This is a genomic window from Streptomyces violascens (assembly GCF_014649955.1).
Lineage (GTDB): Bacteria > Actinomycetota > Actinomycetes > Streptomycetales > Streptomycetaceae > Streptomyces > Streptomyces violascens.
Genome location: NZ_BMUA01000009.1, coordinates 1 through 18,736, shown reverse-complemented (window position 1 = coordinate 18,736; position 18,736 = coordinate 1). Strand labels below are relative to the sequence as shown.

Annotated in this window: 15 protein-coding genes, 1 tRNA gene and 1 rRNA gene; 1 reads left to right on the top strand and 16 read right to left on the bottom strand. The window is 70.4% G+C overall.

Annotated features, from left to right (window positions below):
* Positions 1-150: 150 nt before the first annotated feature.
* From glyA to IE206_RS19455, 15 genes are all read right to left on the bottom strand, one after another.
* Complete coding sequence (glyA, locus tag IE206_RS19525; protein WP_189963673.1) at positions 151-1,389, bottom strand: serine hydroxymethyltransferase; 1,239 nt, start codon at positions 1,387-1,389, stop codon at positions 151-153.
* 51 nt (positions 1,390-1,440) lie between these two features.
* The gene (locus tag IE206_RS19520; protein ID WP_189963670.1) at positions 1,441-2,091 is read right to left on the bottom strand and encodes an arsenate reductase/protein-tyrosine-phosphatase family protein; all 651 of its coding nucleotides are present in this window, start codon (positions 2,089-2,091) and stop codon (positions 1,441-1,443) included.
* Positions 2,088-2,735, bottom strand: coding sequence for an L-threonylcarbamoyladenylate synthase (locus tag IE206_RS19515; RefSeq protein ID WP_189963669.1), 648 nt, complete (start codon positions 2,733-2,735; stop codon positions 2,088-2,090). Before IE206_RS19515 ends, IE206_RS19520 begins: the two co-directional genes overlap by 4 nt.
* A 46-nt stretch (positions 2,736-2,781) precedes the next feature.
* Positions 2,782-3,663 carry a peptide chain release factor N(5)-glutamine methyltransferase gene (gene prmC, locus IE206_RS19510; protein WP_053726983.1) on the bottom strand — a complete coding sequence of 294 codons (882 nt, stop codon included), beginning with the start codon at positions 3,661-3,663 and terminating at the stop codon, positions 2,782-2,784.
* A gap of 32 nt (positions 3,664-3,695) precedes the next feature.
* Positions 3,696-4,775: a peptide chain release factor 1 gene (gene prfA, locus IE206_RS19505; RefSeq protein WP_189963668.1), complete on the bottom strand. Its 1,080-nt coding sequence runs from the start codon at positions 4,773-4,775 to the stop codon at positions 3,696-3,698.
* A 102-nt stretch (positions 4,776-4,877) separates the two neighbouring features.
* The gene (rpmE, locus tag IE206_RS19500; RefSeq protein WP_189963666.1) at positions 4,878-5,102 is read right to left on the bottom strand and encodes a 50S ribosomal protein L31; all 225 of its coding nucleotides are present in this window, start codon (positions 5,100-5,102) and stop codon (positions 4,878-4,880) included.
* Between the two features lie 167 nt (positions 5,103-5,269).
* Positions 5,270-6,379, bottom strand: a complete 1,110-nt coding sequence (locus IE206_RS19495; RefSeq protein ID WP_189963664.1) for an LCP family protein — start codon at positions 6,377-6,379, stop codon at positions 5,270-5,272.
* Positions 6,380-6,621: 242 nt separating this feature from the next.
* The gene (locus tag IE206_RS19490; protein ID WP_189963662.1) at positions 6,622-8,364 is read right to left on the bottom strand and encodes a trypsin-like serine protease; all 1,743 of its coding nucleotides are present in this window, start codon (positions 8,362-8,364) and stop codon (positions 6,622-6,624) included.
* A 222-nt stretch (positions 8,365-8,586) separates the two neighbouring features.
* Positions 8,587-10,662: a transcription termination factor Rho gene (gene rho, locus IE206_RS19485; protein WP_189963660.1), complete on the bottom strand. Its 2,076-nt coding sequence runs from the start codon at positions 10,660-10,662 to the stop codon at positions 8,587-8,589.
* A gap of 403 nt (positions 10,663-11,065) precedes the next feature.
* Positions 11,066-11,983, bottom strand: a complete 918-nt coding sequence (thrB, locus tag IE206_RS19480; protein WP_189963658.1) for a homoserine kinase — start codon at positions 11,981-11,983, stop codon at positions 11,066-11,068.
* 281 nt (positions 11,984-12,264) lie between these two features.
* Entirely contained in the window at positions 12,265-13,323 is a 1,059-nt protein-coding gene (gene thrC / locus IE206_RS19475; RefSeq protein ID WP_053726976.1) for a threonine synthase, read from the bottom strand.
* Positions 13,324-13,329: 6 nt separating this feature from the next.
* Positions 13,330-14,622, bottom strand: a complete 1,293-nt coding sequence (locus tag IE206_RS19470) for a homoserine dehydrogenase (protein WP_189963655.1) — start codon at positions 14,620-14,622, stop codon at positions 13,330-13,332.
* 98 nt (positions 14,623-14,720) lie between these two features.
* Positions 14,721-16,112: a diaminopimelate decarboxylase gene (gene lysA / locus IE206_RS19465; protein WP_189963653.1), complete on the bottom strand. Its 1,392-nt coding sequence runs from the start codon at positions 16,110-16,112 to the stop codon at positions 14,721-14,723.
* Positions 16,113-16,181: 69 nt separating this feature from the next.
* The gene (gene nrtL, locus IE206_RS19460; RefSeq protein ID WP_189963651.1) at positions 16,182-17,165 is read right to left on the bottom strand and encodes an ArgS-related anticodon-binding protein NrtL; all 984 of its coding nucleotides are present in this window, start codon (positions 17,163-17,165) and stop codon (positions 16,182-16,184) included.
* 89 nt (positions 17,166-17,254) lie between these two features.
* A complete protein-coding gene (locus IE206_RS19455) occupies positions 17,255-17,680 on the bottom strand; it encodes a response regulator (protein ID WP_053726972.1) in 426 nt (141 codons plus the stop codon).
* Between the two features lie 166 nt (positions 17,681-17,846).
* On the opposite strand from IE206_RS19455, the gene IE206_RS19450 reads away from it, so the two are divergent.
* Positions 17,847-17,918 (top strand) — tRNA-Arg (locus tag IE206_RS19450).
* Between the two features lie 617 nt (positions 17,919-18,535).
* On the opposite strand, the gene rrf is transcribed toward IE206_RS19450, so the two are convergent.
* A 5S ribosomal RNA gene (gene rrf, locus IE206_RS19445) occupies positions 18,536-18,652 on the bottom strand.
* Positions 18,653-18,736 lie beyond the last annotated feature (84 nt).

Sequence of the window (18,736 nt, the reverse complement as noted above, 5' to 3'; positions counted from 1 at the left end):
TAGCTTCGCGCGCATGTGGTTGAGGACATTAGGATCCGGCGGATGGTTGCAGGTACCCCGCCGAAGCGGGGATAAGCCCGCATTTCTTCCTTTATGCGAGCCCTGTGAAAAGGTCCCGGGGCGCTGGAAACAGGACCCTCTCAAGGAACCTCAGGGAGGGGGAAATCTTTCCGCGAGTTCCCTTGCCGCCGCCCGCGCCTTGGGATCCTCTCGCATCGCCATCGCGAACAGCACCGCGATTCTGGCCATCTCCGCCTCCCCCATGCCCTGGGTGGTGACGGCGGCGGTGCCGAGCCGGATGCCGCGGGCGTCCAGGTGCGGCAGGGCGCAGCTGTCCAGGACGAGCCCGGCGCCCGCGAGCCGGCCGCGCGCGGTGCGCCCGTCGATGCCGAACGGCGCCGGGTCGGCGAGCAGCAGGTGGGTGTCGGTGCCGCCGGTGACCACCCCGAACCCCTCCGCGAGCAGCCCCTCGGCGAGGGTGCGCGCATTGGCGACCACCTGATGGGCGTACGCCGTGAAGGCGGGGGTGGACGCCTCGCCGAAGGCGATGGCCTTGGCGGCGACCGTGTGCATCTGGGCGCCGCCCTGCGTGAAGGGGAACACGGCCCGGTCGATGCGGGCGGCCAGGTCGCTGCCGCAAAGGATCAGCCCGCCGCGCGGGCCGCGCAGCACCTTGTGGGTGGTGGCGCACACGACGTCGGCGTACGGGACGGGGCTCGGCGCCGCTCCCCCGGCGACCAGGCCCATGGGGTGCGCGGCGTCCGCGATGAGGTAGGCACCCACGTCGTCGGCGATCTCGCGGAAGGCCTGGTAGTCCGGGTGGCGGGGGTACGCGATCGAGCCGCACACGATCGCCTTGGGCCGGTGCGCGACCGCCAGGTCCCACACCTCGCCGTAGTCGATGAGCCCGGTGTCCGGCTCGACCCCGTACCCGACGAAGTCGAACCATCGCCCGGAGAAGTTGGCGGGCGAGCCGTGCGTGAGGTGTCCGCCGAAGGGCAGCCCCATCGCCAGAACGGTGTCTCCCGGCTTCAGGAGCGCCGCATAGGCCGCCAGTACCGCCGAAGTCCCCGAATGCGTCTGTACGTTGGCGTGGGCGGCCCCGAACAGGGCTTTGGCGCGGTCGACGGCGATGCGCTCGGCGACGTCGACGACTTCGCAGCCGCCGTGGTGACGGGCGCCGGGATATCCCTCGGCGTACTTGTTGCCCAGCTGCGAGCCCAGGGCCGCGCGCACGGCCGGCGAGGTGAAGTTCTCGGCGGCGATCAACTGCAGCGAGGCGGCCTGCCGCTCGGCCTCGCCGAGCAGCACGTCGGCCATTTCGGGGTCCTGCCGCCTGAGGGCGTCGAACCCCGCGAGTTCAGTGCCAACTGCGGAGGTGACGGACATGCACCCAGCGTAGGTCTCGGCCGCCCCCCGCGCCCGGTGTGATGGCGCGTCTCAGTGGTGGGTCGGCACGCCCGTCAGGGCCGTGACCACCGGGTCGAGCGCCTGGTTGATCTCGTCGCCGATGGAGCGGAAGAACGTGATCGGGGCACCGTAGGGGTCGTTGACCTCGTCGGCCTCGGCGCTCGGGGCGAGCAGCCAGCCGCGCAGCGCGGCCGCGGCCCGCACCAGGGCCCTGGCCCGCTCCACCATGCCCTCCTGGAGCGGATCGGGCAGCGTGGCGGGGTCTATGGCCCGTACCAGACGGGTGAACTCCTTCAGGGTGAAGGTGCGCAGGCCCGCCGAGTGGCCCATCGAGATGACCTGGGCGCGGTGGTCGCGGGTCGCGGTGAGCACCAGGTCGGCGGTGATCACGTGCTCGTCGAGGAGTTCGCGCCCGGTGAAGCCGGTGGCGTCCGCGCCGAAGTCGGCGAGGACGGCGGCGGCGTTGGCCTCCATCGGAGCGCCCTCGTGCCCCCAGGTACCGGCGCTCTCCACGATGAGGCCGCCCGTGAACGGGTCCCCGAGCCGGTCGCTCAGGGCATGGCGGGTCAGCCGCTCGGTGATCGGCGAGCGGCAGACGTTGCCGGTGCTGACGTGGAGGATGCGGAACGAGTTCCCCGCAGGGTGAACCGTGCCTATGCCACGCCCCTCAGGGGCGGTCAATTGGCCACCTCGAGGTCGGGTACCACCTTGCGCAGCTCGTCCGCGTCGAGGGCGCCCGCGCGCAGCAGGACCGGGACCTTGCCGGTCACGTCCACGATCGACGACGGAATGATGCCCGGGGTCGGGCCGCCGTCCAGGTACACCGAGACGGAGTCGCCGAGCATGCCCTGGGCCGCGTCGCAGTCCTCGGGCGCCGGGTGGCCGGTCAGGTTGGCGGAGGACACGGCCATCGGGCCGACCTCGGTGAGCAGCTCGATGGCGACCGGGTGCAGCGGCATCCGGATCGCGACGGTGCCCCGGGTGTCGCCGAGGTCCCACTGCAGCGACGGCTGGTGGCGCGCGACCAGGGTCAGGGCGCCCGGCCAGAACGCGTCGACGAGCTCCCAGGCCTGCTCGGTGAAGTCGGTGACCAGGCCGTGCAGGGTGTTCGGCGAGCCGATGAGCACAGGGGTGGGCATGTTGCGGCCGCGGCCCTTGGCGTCGAGCAGGTCCGTGACGGCCTGCGAGCTGAACGCGTCGGCGCCGATCCCGTACACGGTGTCCGTCGGCAGCACCACGAGCTCGCCGCGGCGGACGGCGGACGCGGCTTCGCGCAGACCGGTGGTGCGGTCGGTCGCGTCGTTGCAGTCGTATCGCCGAGCCATTAGCGGGCCTCCTCGTACACGTACACGGTCTGGGTGTTACGGCTGATCACGGTGTGGCCTTGCGGGCCGTGGCGAAGCGCGGGCGGTTGTTGAGGTCGGGGTGGTCGGCCGCGTCCGCCCAGCCGGCCTCCTCGTTGAAGATCCACGGCACTTGGCCGCCCTGGGTGTCGGCGTGCTCGATGACGACGAGCCCGCCGGGCCTCAGGAGGCGGTGCGCGGTGCGTTCGATGCCCCGGATGGTGTCGAGACCGTCCTCGCCGGAGAACAGCGCGAGCTCGGGGTCGTGATCGCGCGCCTCGGGGGCGACGTACTCCCACTCGGTGAGCGGGATGTACGGCGGGTTGGAGATGACCAGGTCGACCTGGCCGTCCAGCTCGGGCAGCGCGGTGAGCGCGTCGCCCTGGTGGAGAACGACGCGGGACCCCTCGACGTTCTTCCGCGTCCACTCCAGGGCGTCCTCGGACAGCTCGACGGCGTGCACGCGCGAGCGCGGCACCTCCTGCGCCATGGCGAGCGCGATCGCGCCCGATCCGGTGCACAGGTCGACGATGAGCGGCTCGACGACGTCCATCGCGCGCACGGCGTCTATGGCCCACCCGACCACGGACTCGGTCTCCGGCCGGGGCACGAACACCCCTGGCCCCACTTGGAGTTCGAGGTAGCGGAAGAAGGCGCGGCCGGTGATGTGCTGGAGCGGCTCGCGGGCCTCGCGGCGGGCGATGGCCTCCCAGTAGCGCGCGTCGAAGTCCGCGTCCTTGACGTTGTGCAGCTCTCCCCGCTTGCAGCCGTGGATGTGCGCGGCGAGCTCCTCCGCGTCGAAGCGCGGGGAGGGCACGCCGGCGTCGGCCAGCCGCTGGGTGGCCTGGGCCACCTCGGCAAGCAGCACGCTTCGGGGGCCTGGGGGTCGCCCCCCAGAGTTTTGCTGCACGCTGGTCCTCCGGCAGTCGTACGGGGGTGGGATTACTGGGCGGCCGCGAGCTTGGCGGCGGAGTCCGCGTCGACGCAGGCCTGGATCATCGCGTCCAGGTCGCCGTCGAGGACCTGGTCCAAGTTGTACGCCTTGAAGCCGACCCGGTGGTCCGAGATGCGGTTTTCCGGGAAGTTGTACGTCCGGATCTTCTCGGAGCGGTCGACGGTGCGCACCTGGCTGCGGCGGGCGTCGGCGGCCTCCTGCTCGGCGGCCTCCTGGGCGGCAGCGAGCAGCCGGGAACGCAGGATGCGCATGGCCTGCTCCTTGTTCTGGAGCTGGCTCTTCTCGTTCTGGCAGGAGGCGACGACACCGGTCGGGATGTGCGTGATGCGGACGGCGGAGTCGGTCGTGTTGACGGACTGGCCGCCGGGGCCCGAGGAGCGGTACACGTCGATGCGGAGGTCGTTCATGTTGATCTCGACGTCGACCTCCTCGGCCTCGGGCGTGACGAGCACGCCGGCGGCGGAGGTGTGGATGCGGCCCTGCGACTCGGTGGCCGGCACGCGCTGCACGCGGTGCACGCCGCCCTCGTACTTCATCCGCGCCCAGACGCCCTGGCCGGGCTCGGTCGCGCCGTTGCCGCCCTTGGTCTTCACGGCGACCTGGACGTCCTTGTAGCCGCCCTGGTCGGACTCGGTGGAGTCGATGATCTCGGTCTTCCAGCCGACCCGCTCGGCGTAGCGCAGGTACATGCGCAGGAGGTCGCCGGCGAACAGGGCCGACTCGTCGCCGCCCGCACCCGCCTTGATCTCCAGGAGTACGTCCTTGTCGTCGCTCGGGTCGCGCGGGACCAGGAGCAGGCGGAGCTTCTCGGTGAGTTCTTCGCGCTGCGCGGTCAGGTCCTTGACCTCGGCGGCGAAGTCGGGGTCGTCGGCCGCGAACTCGCGGGCCGTCTCGATGTCCTCACCCGTCTGCTTCCAGGCGCGATAGGTCCCGACGATCGGCGTCAGCTCGGCGTAGCGCTTGTTCAGCTTGCGCGCGTTGGCCTGATCGGCGTGGACCGAAGGGTCGGCGAGCTTCGTCTCGAGATCGGCGTGCTCGCCGATCAGGTCCTCGACCGCTTCGAACATCGGTGGCTCCTGGGTTTCAAACGAAGAAGTAGGGCTGGACGGCAAAGCGCCGGTCGCAGCGCCCCCGGAACGGAGGCGCCGCGGACCGGCGCAGTCGGCTCGCTACTTCGCGGCGGAGCCGGCAGCCTTGCCGAAGCGGGCCTCGAAGCGGGCCACACGGCCGCCGGTGTCCATGATCTTCTGCTTGCCCGTGTAGAACGGGTGGCACTCGGAGCAGATTTCGGCGCGGATGGAGCCGCCGCCGATCGTGCTACGGGTGGTGAAAGCCGCGCCACAGGTGCAGCTGACCTGGGTCTCGACGTACTCGGGGTGGATGTCGCGCTTCAAGGTGTCTCCTAGGTTCGGGAGGGCGCCGGGTCGCAGGCGCGGATTGCGCATACGTGAACCGGGGCCGACGTACCAGTCTGCCAGGACTGGCCGCATCTCCCAAAACCGGGGTGGATGCGCATCTATTCCCGGAGCGTCCGAAAGCCGCTATGCGCGACCCCGGGCCACTACTGGCCGGCTACGTAGCCGCCCGCCGTGCCCTTGTCGCCCGCCGAGCCGGCGGTCGCGGAGGCCGGGATCGGCTGGTCCTTGGCGAGGGCGTCCCAGACCTCCTGGGACTCCTTGGCGAGCGGGCTGACGCGGTTGGGGTCGGCCTTGTCGTACTGCACCGGCAGCGTGATCATCTTGACGTTGGACGCGTCCAGGCCCTTGAGGCCGTTCGCGAAGCCGATCAGGGAGTTGACCGAGCTCAGGTCCGAGTCGGTGGTGATCGCCTTGGTCGCGGCGTCGGCGAGCCCGTACAGCTTGGTCGGGTTGCTGAACACGCCCACGCTCTTGACCTGGCCGATCAGCGCCTTGATGAAGGCCTGCTGGAGCTGGATGCGGCCGAGGTCGCTGCCGTCGCCGACCACGCCGTGCCGGGTCCGTACGAGGCCGAGGGCCTGCTCGCCGTTGAGGGTGTGCTTGCCGGCCGGCAGGTCGAGGTGGCTCTTGTCGTCCTTGATCGGCTTGTTGGTGGTGACGGGCACCCCGCCGAGCTGGTCGATGAGCTTCTTGAAGCCGGTGAAGTCGACCTCGATGTAGTGGTCCATGCGGATGCCGGACATCTGCTCGACGGTCTTGACCGCACAGGCCGGGCCGCCGACCTCGTACGCCGTGTTGAACATCTGGCGCCTGGCACCCGGGTCGGTCTTCCCGCCGGGGACGGTGCACGAGGGGCGGGTGACCAGGGTGTCGCGCGGGATGGAGACGACGCTCGCGGTCTTGTGGCCCTGGTAGACGTGGATGATCATCGCGGTGTCGGACCGGGCGCCGCCCTCGTCCGTGCCGTACTCCTTGTTGGCGCCGGCCCGCGAGTCCGAGCCGAGGACCAGGATGTCCATCGAGCCGTTGTCGACGTTCTGCGGGCGGTCGGTGCCGAGCTGGGCGTTGATGTCGACGCCCTTGAGGTTGCCGTTGAGCTTGAAGTACACGTAGCCGAGTCCCCCGCCGCCGACGAGGACGACGCCTGCCGCGCTCCACGCGGCTATCTTCGCGGCGCGACGGCGCGTGCTGGGCTGCTTGCGGCGCTTGCCCGCCCCGCGTATTCGGCTGCTGCGTGTGCCCTGCTCGCCCATGGTCTCCTCAGTTCTCGGTGCTCCTCCGGTTACCCCCTGCCCAGGTGTTCAGGCACGGTTTGTCGACACTCGTCGGACGCCGAAGCACCAAGCAGGGTTGCACAGGGTTCTAAGAAGGCCATAAGAACGCATCGGGCCCGGACCGCAAGCCGGTCTCGGTCCCACCGCTCTCACCTGCGCGTTCGCGGCGGCCCCGGGCTGTGTCCGGAACCGCCGCGCACGTGATGCGTGTGTCGAATGCCTCAGCCGATGAGGCTGTAGCCGCCCCAGCCGCCGCCGATCTGGTAGCGGTTGCCGAAGGCGCCGCGCCCGTTGCCCGGGTAGAGCCAGAGCACCCCCGCGCTGTCGCGCGCGAAGAGGTCCGCCCGGCCGTCCCCGTCCACGTCGCCGGTGGCGGCGTACGCCGGGAAGGTCCAGCCCGCCGAGCCCGCGAGCGAGCGGTTGCCGAAGGCGCCGTGGCCGTTGCCCGGGTAGAGCCAGAGCTTGCCCGCGGTGTCCTGGGCCAGCAGGTCGGCCCTGCCGTCTCCGCTGTAGTCGCCCTTGCCGACCAGGACCAGCGGGCCCCAGCCACCGCCGAGGGCGGACCGGTTGCCGAAGGTGCCGTCGCCCTTGCCGGGGTAGAACCACAGCTGACCGCTGGTGTCGACCGCGAGCAGGTCGGTCAGGGTGTCGCCGTCGAGGTCGCCCGGCAGCACGACCGACTTCATCGCGCCCCAGCCGCCGCCCAGGTCCTGGTGGACATTGGCGCCCGCGGCCGCGCTGTAGTGGTACCAGTCGAGGTGCCCGCCGGTGGTGCGCAGGACGAAGTCCTGGCGCTGGTCCCGGTCGAGGTCCGCCTGGCGGACCAGGTCGTAGCCGCGCCAGTCGCCGAGCGAGTACCGGTTGCCGATGGTGATGCCCTGCGAGTAGTACGCGAAGCCCTCCCCGGTCGCGTCGCTCCGCGCAAACAGGTCGGCGCGCCCGTCGAAGTTCAGGTCGGTGTCGTCGACGCGGGGACCGACGAGCCCGGCGAAGGTGCTGAGCTTCGAGTACACGCTGTACGAGCCGGCCGCCACGCAGTCCGCGCGGCCCCAGGACACCACGCCCACGATGCGGTTGCCCACGATCAGCGGGCCCCCGGAGTCGCCGTTGCAGGGCGAGACGGTGCCCGCGTCGGCTCCGCTCGCGGGGTTGCCCGCGCATGCCATCTGGCCCGCGACGAAGGAGTTCTCGGGCGCCTGGTTGTAGTACGCGGCGCAGGTGGCGTCGGCCTGGACCGGGATCGTCGCCTTGAGCAGCGACATCGAGACGTCCTGGTTGGTGGAGCTGATGCGGCCCCACCCGTACACCGTGGCCGGGGTGCCCGGCTGGTAGGCGACGCTCTCGTCGGCCGCGGCCGGCTGGAGCGTCTGGTACGGCAGTGGCGCGGCCAGCGTCAGGACGGCCACGTCACCGGTGAGGGCGCCCGCGTCGAACGCGGGGTTCGACCACTGGCGCGCCACGTTGACGAGCTGACCGCCGTGCAGGTCGCCGTTCAGCGGGTATTCGGTGGTGCCGCCGAGGATGACACCGTTCTTCGTCCAGTCCCGGCCCGCCACGCAGTGGGCGGCGGTGAGCACCTTGCCGGGGGCGACCAGGGTGCCGCCGCAGAAGGTGCCCTGGTTGGTGGCCGGGTCGTTGTAGAAGAGCTGGACCATCCAGGGCGCCTCGCCGACCGCGGCGGGCGTACCGCCGATGATCTTCGGGTCCTGGCCGGACGGCGCCTTGGAGGCACCCGGCGTGGGGCTCTGCGCAGCTGCTCTGAAATGGCTGGTTGCGCTCTTGAGGCGGGCCTTCAGTTCTGCTTGGGAGGCCGGTGCCGGTGGTGCCTGGACGCTCTGCTTGCCCGGCACTGGTGGAGCCTGGGATGCCTGGGCCGGTGCGGCCGCGAGGGCCAGCGATCCCAGTGCGAGTACGGCGGTCGCCGCAGGGAGGGCATTGCGCACCCTCCGCCTGCCAGATGTCATTCGATCTCCCCATGGGTTGACCCGTAAATGCGCAGGGGAGTGCAGGCGCCAAAAAGCGAAAAGCCCTGCCCGGCGGTTGCCCAGGGCAGAGCTCAGCAGCTCAGTGGCGTATCAGTAATACGTTCCCCCCACTTACGGCCCGCTGATAGTACTGCGCAAAAAACGCCCCCGTCACCGAAATGACGGGGGCGCTCTCAACTGGCCCTGGTGGAGCGGGAATTGCTAGTCGTTGCCGTTGCCCGGACCCGGAGTCGTCTTCTGGATCTGGAGCAGGAACTCGGCGTTCGACTTCGTCTGCTTCATCTTGTCGAGGAGCAGCTCGATGGCCTGCTGCTGGTCGAGCGCGTGCAGCACCCGGCGCAGCTTCCAGACAACCGCGAGCTCGTCGCTGCCGAGCAGGATCTCTTCCTTGCGGGTGCCGGACGCGTCGACGTCCACCGCCGGGAAGATGCGCTTGTCGGCGAGCTTGCGGTCGAGCTTGAGCTCCATGTTGCCGGTGCCCTTGAACTCCTCGAAGATCACCTCGTCCATGCGCGAGCCGGTCTCCACGAGCGCGGTGGCGAGGATGGTCAGCGAGCCGCCGTCCTCGATGTTGCGCGCGGCACCGAAGAAGCGCTTCGGCGGGTAGAGCGCGGTCGAGTCGACACCACCGGACAGGATGCGGCCGGAGGCCGGGGCCGCCAGGTTGTACGCACGGCCCAGACGGGTGATCGAGTCGAGCAGCACGACCACGTCGTGACCCAGCTCGACGAGACGCTTGGCGCGCTCGATGGCCAGCTCGGCGACCGTGGTGTGGTCCTCGGCGGGACGGTCGAAGGTCGAGGAGATGACCTCGCCCTTCACCGACCGCTGCATGTCGGTGACCTCTTCCGGACGCTCGTCGACCAGGACGACCATCAGGTGGCACTCGGGGTTGTTGTGGGTGATCGCGTTGGCGATCGCCTGCATGATCATGGTCTTGCCGGTCTTCGGCGGGGCCACGATCAGGCCTCGCTGGCCCTTGCCGATCGGCGACACGAGGTCGATGATCCGCGTGGTCAGCACGCCCGGGTCGGTCTCCAGGCTGAGCCGGTCCTGGGGGTACAGCGGGGTCAGCTTGTTGAACTCCGGGCGCCCGCGGCCCGAGTCGGCCGCCATGCCGTTGGAGGAGTCAAGACGCACCAGGGCGTTGAACTTCTCACGGCGCTCGCCGTCCTTGGGCTGACGAACCGCGCCGGTGACGTGGTCACCCTTGCGCAGACCGTTCTTGCGGACCTGGGCGAGCGAGACGTACACGTCGTTCGGGCCCGGCAGGTAGCCGGACGTCCGGATGAACGCGTAATTGTCGAGGATGTCCAGGATGCCCGCTACGGGGATCAGAACGTCGTCGTCGGCGACCTGCGGCTCGACGCCGAACTCCTCGCGGCCACCACGGCGGCCACGGCGGTCGCGGTAACGTCCGCGGCGGCCACGGCGGCTGCCGTCGTCGTCGAAGTCGTCCTGCGGGCCGTTGTTCTGCTGCTGAGCCTGCTGCTGGCCGCCCTGGCGCTGCTGGCGCTGGCCGCCCTGCTGGTCGTCGCCCTTGCCGCCGCGCTCGCCGCGCTGACGGTCTCCGCGCTCGCCCCGCTCACCGCGGTCGCCCCGCTCACCGCGCTGGCGGTCGCGGCGGTCTCCGCGGTCGCCCCGCTCGCCGCGGTCACGGCGCTCCCGGCGGCCCTCGGCGGTGTCGACCGCCTCGGCGGCCTTCGCCTCGGGCTGAGCGGCGCCCTCGGGGGCCTTGACCTCGGCCCTGGCCTCCGTCTTGGTGACGGTCTCCGCAGCGGCCGAGGCGGACTCGGGGCTGCCGGAGGGCGCGGTCGCACGGCGGCGACGGCGCTCGCCGACGGGCTGGTCGTCGCCGGCGGCGGCTCCCTGGTCGGAGACCTTGGGGGACGGCTGGCCGGGGATGTCGATCTGCTGCTGCGCGGGCTGCTTCTCGGCGGCCGCGGCGGCCTCCTCGCCCGTACGGGCCTTGGAGGTGGCGCGGCGCTTCGGCTTGGCCTCGGCATCGGCGGACGCACTCTTGGCCGGAGCCGCGGAACCGCCGCCGGCCTGCGCCTCCTTGATGACCTCGATCAGCTGGCTCTTGCGCATGCGCGCGGTGCCCCTGATGCCGAGGCCGGACGCGACCTGCTGCAGCTCGGCCAGGACCATGCCGTCGAGGCCGGTGCCGGAGCGGCGGCGCCGTGAGGTGGTGCCAGAGGCAGCACCTGCGGCGGGCGCGGCGTTGTCGACAGAGCTGTCGGCAGTCACGCCCATCAGATCGGTGGTGTCGCTCACGAAGGGTCCTTCCCTGGAGCGGACGTCGGCCTGTCTGGCTCGGCGACCGGTTGTGCTGTCCGGCTGCGGCCTGTGATCTTGTCGACCACGGATCGTGCCGGGGCGGTGGCCCGCCGCGTACGGCGGAGAGATAAACGTGCGTGGGTTCCGGCCCGAGGTCCCCCTACTCGGCCCCTGCTGGGAAAAAGCGTGGGGTGTCGTGCCGGTTCCGGAGCGTGCTCGAAACTGCTCAGGCAGGCTGCACAGGCAGTTGGGGAGGCTCTCGGAAGAAAGGCGGTCCCTGAAGGGGACACGAAGCACCGCGCCACGAAGACGACCGATGCAGACTTGAGGTTAACACTACCGGATCCAACAAACATTCCCCCTCTCGTTCACCGGCAAGCCGTGCTCCCTGCGCCCGAACCTACGATCCGAGCGGCAGGACGCTCGCACCCGCGGCGTCGAGACTGAGCCGGTTGGCGGCCCACCCCTCCCCCGCCAGGCGTGCGACCTTGTCGGCCGCACCGTCCTCGACCAGCGCGAGCACCGTGGGCCCGGCGCCGGAGATGACTGCGGGGACGCCGTCCGCACGCAGCCGGTTGACCAGTGCCACGCTCTCCGGCATCGCCGGTGCGCGGTACTCCTGGTGGAGCCGGTCCTCGGTGGCCGCAAGCAGCAGCTCGGGACGCCTGGTCAGTGCCTCCACGAGCAGGGCCGCCCGGCCGGCGTTGGCCGCGGCGTCGACGTGCGGAACGGTGCGCGGAAGCAGGCCGCGGGCCGTCTCCGTCAGGACCGGCTTGCCCGGCACGAAGACCACCGGAACGACGGAATCCGCGGGGTCCATCCTGATCGCGCGGGCCGCTCCGCCGTCCATCCAGGACAGCGTGAATCCGCCGAGCAGACAGGCGGCCACGTTGTCGGGGTGGCCTTCGATCTCGGTCGCGAGCTCAAGCAGGGCCGCGTCGTCGAGGCGGGCGTCACCGCCTATGGTCACGGCGCGCGCCGCGACGATGCCCGCGCAGATGGCGGCGGAGGAGGAGCCGAGGCCGCGGCCGTGCGGGATGCGATTGGCGCAGACGACCTCGAGGCCGCGCGGCTGCCCGCCGAGCAGGTCGAACGCGGTGCGCAGGGACCGCACGAGCAGGTGGCTCTCGTCGCGGGGCAGCGTGTCCGCGCCCTCGCCCGCGATGTCGATGTGCAGGCCGGAGTCGGCGACGCGGACGACCACGTCGTCGTACAGCCCCAGTGACAGGCCCAGGGAGTCGAAGCCCGGGCCGAGGTTGGCACTGGTGGCGGGGACGCGCACCCGTACGGCGGCGGCGCGGAATGCGGGACCGGCCATCGCTCTGATGACTCCTTGTGAGGCTGCTGCTGGTGTCTGCTGCGAGATTTTCGAAGACGTACGGAACACCCGAGGGCCACGTGGGCAACTGCACCACGGCATATGCGGCGGGGCGGGTTGAGTACAGCCTATCGAAGGAAGGTTCTGTGGCGACATAGGGCGCACAGGAGGCGCACGATGCGTGTCGCGAGCCCCCTGTGCCCCTACGTGCGGCCTTGTCCTGCTTTACGTACGCGTCCCGGCGATGCAGGACGCGTACGTCACGGCGATGCGTAAGGGAACTACGCCAGACCGAGGCGTTCGGCCGCGGCCGCCGCATCCACGGGGACGGTGACGGGCTGCGGGGCGCCCGCGACGGCCCAGTCGGGGTCCTTGAGGCCGTTTCCGGTCACCGTGCACACGATCTTCTGGCCCGGGTCGACGAGTCCGCGCTCGGCGGCCTTGAGAAGCCCGGCCACCGAAGCGGCCGAGGCGGGCTCGACGAAGACGCCCTCCTGCGAGGCGAGCAGCCGGTACGCGCGCAGGATCTCACGGTCCGTCACCTCGTCGATGAAACCGCCGGATTCGTCGCGCGCGGCCAGCGCGAACTGCCACGAGGCCGGGTTGCCGATGCGGATCGCGGTGGCGATCGTCGAGGGGTCCTTGACGACCTCGCCGCGCACGATCGGCGCCGAACCCGACGCCTGGAAGCCCCACATGCGCGGGGTGTGCGTCGAGATCCCGTCGGCGGCGTACTCCTTGTAGCCCTTCCAGTACGCCGTGATGTTGCCGGCGTTGCCCACGGGCAGGACGTGGATGTCGGGGGCGTCGCCGAGCGCGTCCACGATCTCGAACGCGGCCGTCTTCTGGCCCTCGATGCGCACCGGGTTGACCGAATTGACCAGCGCCACCGGGTAGTTGTCGGACAGCGAGCGGGCCAGCGTGAGGCAGTCGTCGAAGTTTCCGTCGACCTGGAGGATCTTGGCGCCGTGGATGAGCGCCTGGCCCATCTTGCCGAGCGCGATCTTGCCCTGCGGCACGAGCACCGCGCACACCATGCCGGCGCGCACCGCGTAGGCGGCGGCGGAGGCGGAGGTGTTGCCGGTGGAGGCGCAGATGACGGCCTTCGCACCCTCCTCCTTCGCCCGGGTGATCGCCATCGTCATGCCGCGGTCCTTGAAGGACCCGGTCGGGTTCGCGCCCTCGACCTTGAGGTGGACCTCGCAGCCCGTGCGCTCGGAGAGCACCTGCGCGGGCACGAGGGGCGTGCCGCCCTCGCGGAGGGTGACGACCGGCGTCGTAGCGGAGACGGGGAGCCGGTCCCGGTACTCCTCGATGATTCCGCGCCACTGGTGGGTCATTGCTGGTTACTCCCCTTCAACACGCATGATGCTGGCGACACCACGCACGGTGTCGAGCTTGCGCAGGGCGTCCACGGTCCCGGTGAGGGCCGCGTCGGCCGCGCGGTGGGTGACGACGACGAGAGAGGCCTCGCCGTCCTTCCCCTGCTGGCGGACGGTGTCGATGGACACCCCGTGCTCGGCGAAGACCGTCGCCACCTGGGCGAGCACGCCCGGCTTGTCGGCCACGTCGAGGCTGATGTGGTAGCGGGTCACGACGTCGCCCATGGGGCTCACGGGCAGCTGCGTGTACGCCGACTCGCCGGGGCCGGTCGCCCCGGCGAGCTTGTTGCGGCAGACCGCGACCAGGTCGCCGAGCACCGCCGAGGCGGTCGGAGCGCCGCCCGCGCCGGGCCCGTAGAACATGAGCTGCCCGGCGGCCTCGGCCTCGACGAACACCGCGTTGTACGCGCCGCGCACGGACGCCAGCGGGTGGTCGAGGGGGATCATCGCCGGGTGGACGCGGGCGGTCACCGAGCCCCCGTCGGCGGCCCGCTCGCAGATCGCGAGCAGCTTGATGGTGCAGCCCATCTCCTTCGCCGAGGCGAAGTCGGCGGCGGTGACCTCGGTCATGCCCTCGCGGTACACGTCGTCGAGGCGGACCCGGGTGTGGAAGGCGATCCCGGCGAGGATGGCGGCCTTGGCGGCGGCGTCGAAGCCCTCGACGTCGGCGGTCGGGTCGGCCTCGGCGTAGCCGAGCGCGGTGGCCTCGTCGAGGGCCTCCTGGTAGCCGGCGCCCGTCGAGTCCATCTTGTCGAGGATGAAGTTGGTCGTGCCGTTGACGATGCCGAGCACGCGGTTGACCTTGTCGCCCGCGAGGGACTCACGCAGCGGGCGGATCAGCGGGATCGCGCCGGCGACGGCGGCCTCGTAGTACAGGTCCCGGCCGTGCTCGACGGCGGCCGCGTGCAGCGCCGCGCCGTCCTGGGCGAGCAGCGCCTTGTTCGCGGAGACGACGGAGGCGCCGTGCTCGAAGGCGGTGGTGATGAGGGTGCGGGCGGGCTCGATGCCCCCGATGACCTCGACGACGACGTCGATGTCGCCGCGTTTGACCAGGGCGGTGGCGTCGGTGGTGACCAGGGCGGGGTCGATGCCCTCGCGCACCTTCGAGGGCCGGCGGACGGCGACACCGGCGAGCTCCACGGGAGCGCCGATGCGCGCCGTGAGGTCGTCGGCGTGCGTCGTCATGATGCGCGCCACCTCTGAGCCGACCACTCCACAGCCCAGCAGCGCCACCTTCAGCGGACGCGTACGCATCATCCGACCTCGTTTCCTCTTCAAACCTGGAATGCGAACCAGTCTCACTCACCGGACCGGAGTTTCTGCCCCCGGTCCGGATCCTGAGACAACTATTTCATTTACCCGACATCGAGACGCAGGAGATCTTCCTCCGTCTCGCGCCGGACGATCACCCGCGCCGATCCGTCGCGCACGGCGACGACGGGCGGGCGCAGCGCGTGGTTGTAATTGCTGGCCATGGAGCGGCAGTACGCCCCGGTGGCCGGAACGGCAATCAGATCACCCGGCGCGAGATCCGCGGGCAGGAATGCGTCCCGGACCACGATGTCACCGCTTTCGCAGTGCTTTCCGACCACCCTGACCAGCATCGGTTCGGCGTCCGAGGTGCGCGAGACGAGGGACACCGAGTACTCCGCGTCGTACAGCGCGGTCCGGATGTTGTCGGACATGCCGCCGTCCACGCTCACGTACGTCCGCAGCCCTTCGAGCGGCTTGATCGTGCCGACCTCGTAGAGAGTGAAAGCGGTCGGCCCGACGATCGCGCGGCCCGGCTCGACGGAGATGCGGGGGGCACGAAGGCCGGCGGCGGAGCACTCGCGCGTGACGATCTCGCTGAGCGCCGTGGCGATCTCGTGCGGCTCGCGGGGGTCGTCCTCGGAGGTGTACGCGATGCCGAGGCCGCCGCCGAGGTCGATCTCGGGCAGCTCGACGCCGTGCTCGTCGCGTACCTCGGCGAGGAGCTGTACGACGCGGCGTGCGGACACCTCGAAGCCGGCCATGTCGAAGATCTGCGAGCCGATGTGGGAGTGAATCCCGATGAGTTCGAGACCGTCGAGCTTGAGGGCGCGCCGCACGGCCTCGGCGGCCTGGCCGTCGGCCAGCGCGATGCCGAACTTCTGGTCCTCGTGCGCGGTGGCGATGAACTCGTGGGTGTGTGCCTCGACGCCGACGGTCACCCGGATGAAGGCCTTCTGCACCGTGCCGAGCTCCTGGGCGATGTGCGCGACGCGCACGATCTCCTGGAACGAGTCGAGCACGATCCGCCCGACCCCGGCCTCGACGGCCCGCCGGATCTCGGCCTCGCTCTTGTTGTTGCCGTGGAAGGCGATGCGCTCGGCGGGCATCCCCGCATCCAGCGCGGTGGCGAGCTCGGTGCCGGAGCACACGTCGAGGTTGAGCCCCTCCTCGTGCAGCCAGCGCACCACGGCCCGCGAAAGGAACGCCTTGCCGGCGTAGAACACATCGGCGTCCCGCCCGAAGGCGTCCGCCCAGGCCCGGCACCGGGCACGGAAGTCGGTCTCGTCGAGGAAGTAGGCGGGCGTCCCGAACTCCTCGGCGAGCCGCGACACTTCGAGCCCGCCGACGGTCAGCTCGCCGCCCTTGTCACGGGTGACGGTGCTCGACCAGACCTTCGGGTCGAGGGAGTTGAGGTCGGCGGGCGGCGCGGAGTAGTGCCCTTCGGTCAGCACATCGGCGTGACGGGGGCCGGCGGGGTGCGCGGATCGGCTCATGTTCTTCAGGTCTCTTCTCTCACTACGCGTCTGCGGTCGTGCGCGCCTGACGGGCGATGTCTGCGCATGTCACAGAAACTCGGGGGCGTCGATGCCGAGCAGGGACAGGCCGCCGGCCAGCACCGTCCCGGCGGCCTCGGCGAGGGCGAGCCGGTTGCGGTGGGCGGCCGAGGGTTTCTCGTCACCGAGCGGCAGTACGCCGTGCTGGAAGCGGAGCAGTTCGTCAGCCACGGCTTCGAGGTGCCGCGCAAGCCGGTCCGGCGCCCGGTGCCGGGCGGCGCTTTCGATCACCCCGGGGTGATCGGAGAGGAGCCCGAGCAGCGCCTCGCCATCGGGAACAGGACCGACCTCACCCTCAAACCCCAGCTCAAGCGCATTGCGGGTGAGAGCGCGACTCCGTGAGTACGCGTACCGCACCCGGAAAAGCGCATTGCTCTCCCGCTGAGCAAGCAGTCCCTCTACGTCGGTACGGGGCCGATCGTGGCGGGCGGCCCGGAGATAGGCCCAGCGAGCGGCATCGACACCGGCGAGCGCGGAAAGCCGGGACTCGGGGGAGGCGACAAGAGGAAGCGGCTCCCCCGTCCGGCCAATCCGTGCGACGGCCCCCTGGGACTGAAGCAACCGCACGACGACCTCGGTGACGACCCGGCCGCGCTCCTCGGAAACGTCGGCGAATTCAAAACTCTGGCCGCGCAGAGAATCCCCGTACCCGTACGGAATCGCGGCTTCCAGAATGTCCTGTAGGACCTCGTGCCTGCCGCCCCGGTCAAGGGTGATGTTGAGGAATCCGGGCCCGCTGACCTCGACGAGGGCGATTCCGGGCTGGTCGGCGATCCGCTGCCGCAGTACTTCGGCGACCCGGCGGGGCGGCAGTCCGGCCGCGGCGGCGAGCTTGAGGGCGACCCCGCTGGCGTAGTCGCCGCCGCCTCCGGGCCGGGGCCGCTCGACCTTGACGGCATCGGGCACCGCCTCGCCCGCCACGCTCAGGGCACCCTCGTCGACCGCGCTGCGCACGACGCGCATGACGGTACGGGAGAGCTCTGCGGGGGTCACGGGACCAGCGTATGGGAGAAGGGGGGTCCCTCCGCGAACCGGTTTCGCCATACGGGCAGGGCGGGCGCGCGGGGCCGGCGGAGCGGGGGTCAGCCCCGGGTGCTGCCGGCCCGCCCGGGCTCCCTGCTGCCGTCGGCAGACGGCGGAGCCTCCCGGTGCAGCAACTGCCGTACGACACGGACCAGTTCGGCAGGCTCGAAGGGCTTCGCGAGAAAGGCGTCGACCCCGGCGGCGAGCCCGGTCTCCACCTCGTACTGGGTGCAGGCACTGATGATCGCGACGGGCAGCCGGCTCGTACGGGGATCCGAGCGCAATCGCGCGGCCGTACGGAGCCCGTCGAGCCGGGGCATCACGACGTCGAGGGTGACCACGTCGGGGCTGACCCGGTGTACGACTTCCAGGCACTCGGCACCATCGGCCGCGGTCACGACCTCGAAGCCCTCCAGCTCAAGGTTGACCCTGATCAGCTGCCGGATGACCTTGTTGTCGTCGACAACAAGAACCCGGCCGGACACGCCTGACACACCTTGAGGTTAGGTCCGAGGACGCCGCCGCGTCCGGGTTTTCCCCACTTCCACCCCGCCCGGGGGACACAGCCCGCCGGAGGGACCGAAATACCTGTTCACAGCCACCCCGGGAGAGCTGGTAGGGTTCTACCCGTCGCCGCCGAACGCGGCGGACGCCCCCGTAGCTCAGGGGATAGAGCAACGGCCTCCGGAGCCGTGTGCGCAGGTTCGAATCCTGCCGGGGGCACTCCAGCCGGGACAGCGTGATCAATCCGCTGACCTCACTGAAGTGCCAGACTTCAAGAGCCGGACCCAGTCCTACTGGGTCCGGCTCTTTGTCGTTTCCGTGCCCTGATGTCGTTGCCGTGCAGGACAGACGCGATCTCTGCGCTCGCCTGAACACCACGGCCCGCGCCTACCGAGTCGCCGCCAGAGACGCCGTGCACGCCGCCGCGCGGCACGAGAGCGCAGAGCCGGCGGCCCTGGACGCCTCCAAGGAGGCCTGGGCGGAGGAATACTCCCAGGCGGGACAGATGGCACTGCCCAAGGACGTCCTGGAGGTGGCCTCAACGCTCAACAGGGCCCTGGGAGTCGGCTACGCCGTAGTGAAAGCAGTTGCCCGCGAGCCCGGACCTCTACAGGGCATACAGCCGGGCAAGGACTTGGTTCAGCGAACCGCTGTCCGACGGGGCGTACCTACACTGCGGGTCGCCCTGCGGCATGACCTCGGCGTCGAGACCGAACCCGACTTCGAGCAAACCCGCGGTCCGGCTCCCAACCCTGCGTCTTCATCCGCAGAACGCGAAAAAGCCCCGCACCGTGATCCGTTGATACGGACCTGGTGCGGGGCTTTCCCCACAATTTGTTCGGCGGCGTCCTACTCTCCCACAGGGTCCCCCCTGCAGTACCATCGGCGCTGAAAGGCTTAGCTTCCGGGTTCGGAATGTAACCGGGCGTTTCCCTAACGCTATGACCACCGAAACACTATGAAGTTGAACTCAACCGGAATACGGGAGTTCGTTGCTTCAGAACAAACACAGTGGACGCGAGCAACTGAGGACAAGC

Coding starts and splice junctions, on each gene's coding strand:
- glyA (WP_189963673.1), bottom strand. CDS start 1,389: ATGTCCGTCACCTCCGCAGTTGGCACTGAACTCGCGGGGTTCGACGCC.
- thrC (WP_053726976.1), bottom strand. CDS start 13,323: ATGACCCACCAGTGGCGCGGAATCATCGAGGAGTACCGGGACCGGCTC.
- prfA (WP_189963668.1), bottom strand. CDS start 4,775: ATGTTCGAAGCGGTCGAGGACCTGATCGGCGAGCACGCCGATCTCGAG.
- thrB (WP_189963658.1), bottom strand. CDS start 11,983: ATGGCCGGTCCCGCATTCCGCGCCGCCGCCGTACGGGTGCGCGTCCCC.
- lysA (WP_189963653.1), bottom strand. CDS start 16,112: ATGAGCCGATCCGCGCACCCCGCCGGCCCCCGTCACGCCGATGTGCTG.
- IE206_RS19495 (WP_189963664.1), bottom strand. CDS start 6,379: ATGGGCGAGCAGGGCACACGCAGCAGCCGAATACGCGGGGCGGGCAAG.
- IE206_RS19515 (WP_189963669.1), bottom strand. CDS start 2,735: ATGGCTCGGCGATACGACTGCAACGACGCGACCGACCGCACCACCGGT.
- IE206_RS19490 (WP_189963662.1), bottom strand. CDS start 8,364: ATGACATCTGGCAGGCGGAGGGTGCGCAATGCCCTCCCTGCGGCGACC.
- IE206_RS19470 (WP_189963655.1), bottom strand. CDS start 14,622: ATGATGCGTACGCGTCCGCTGAAGGTGGCGCTGCTGGGCTGTGGAGTG.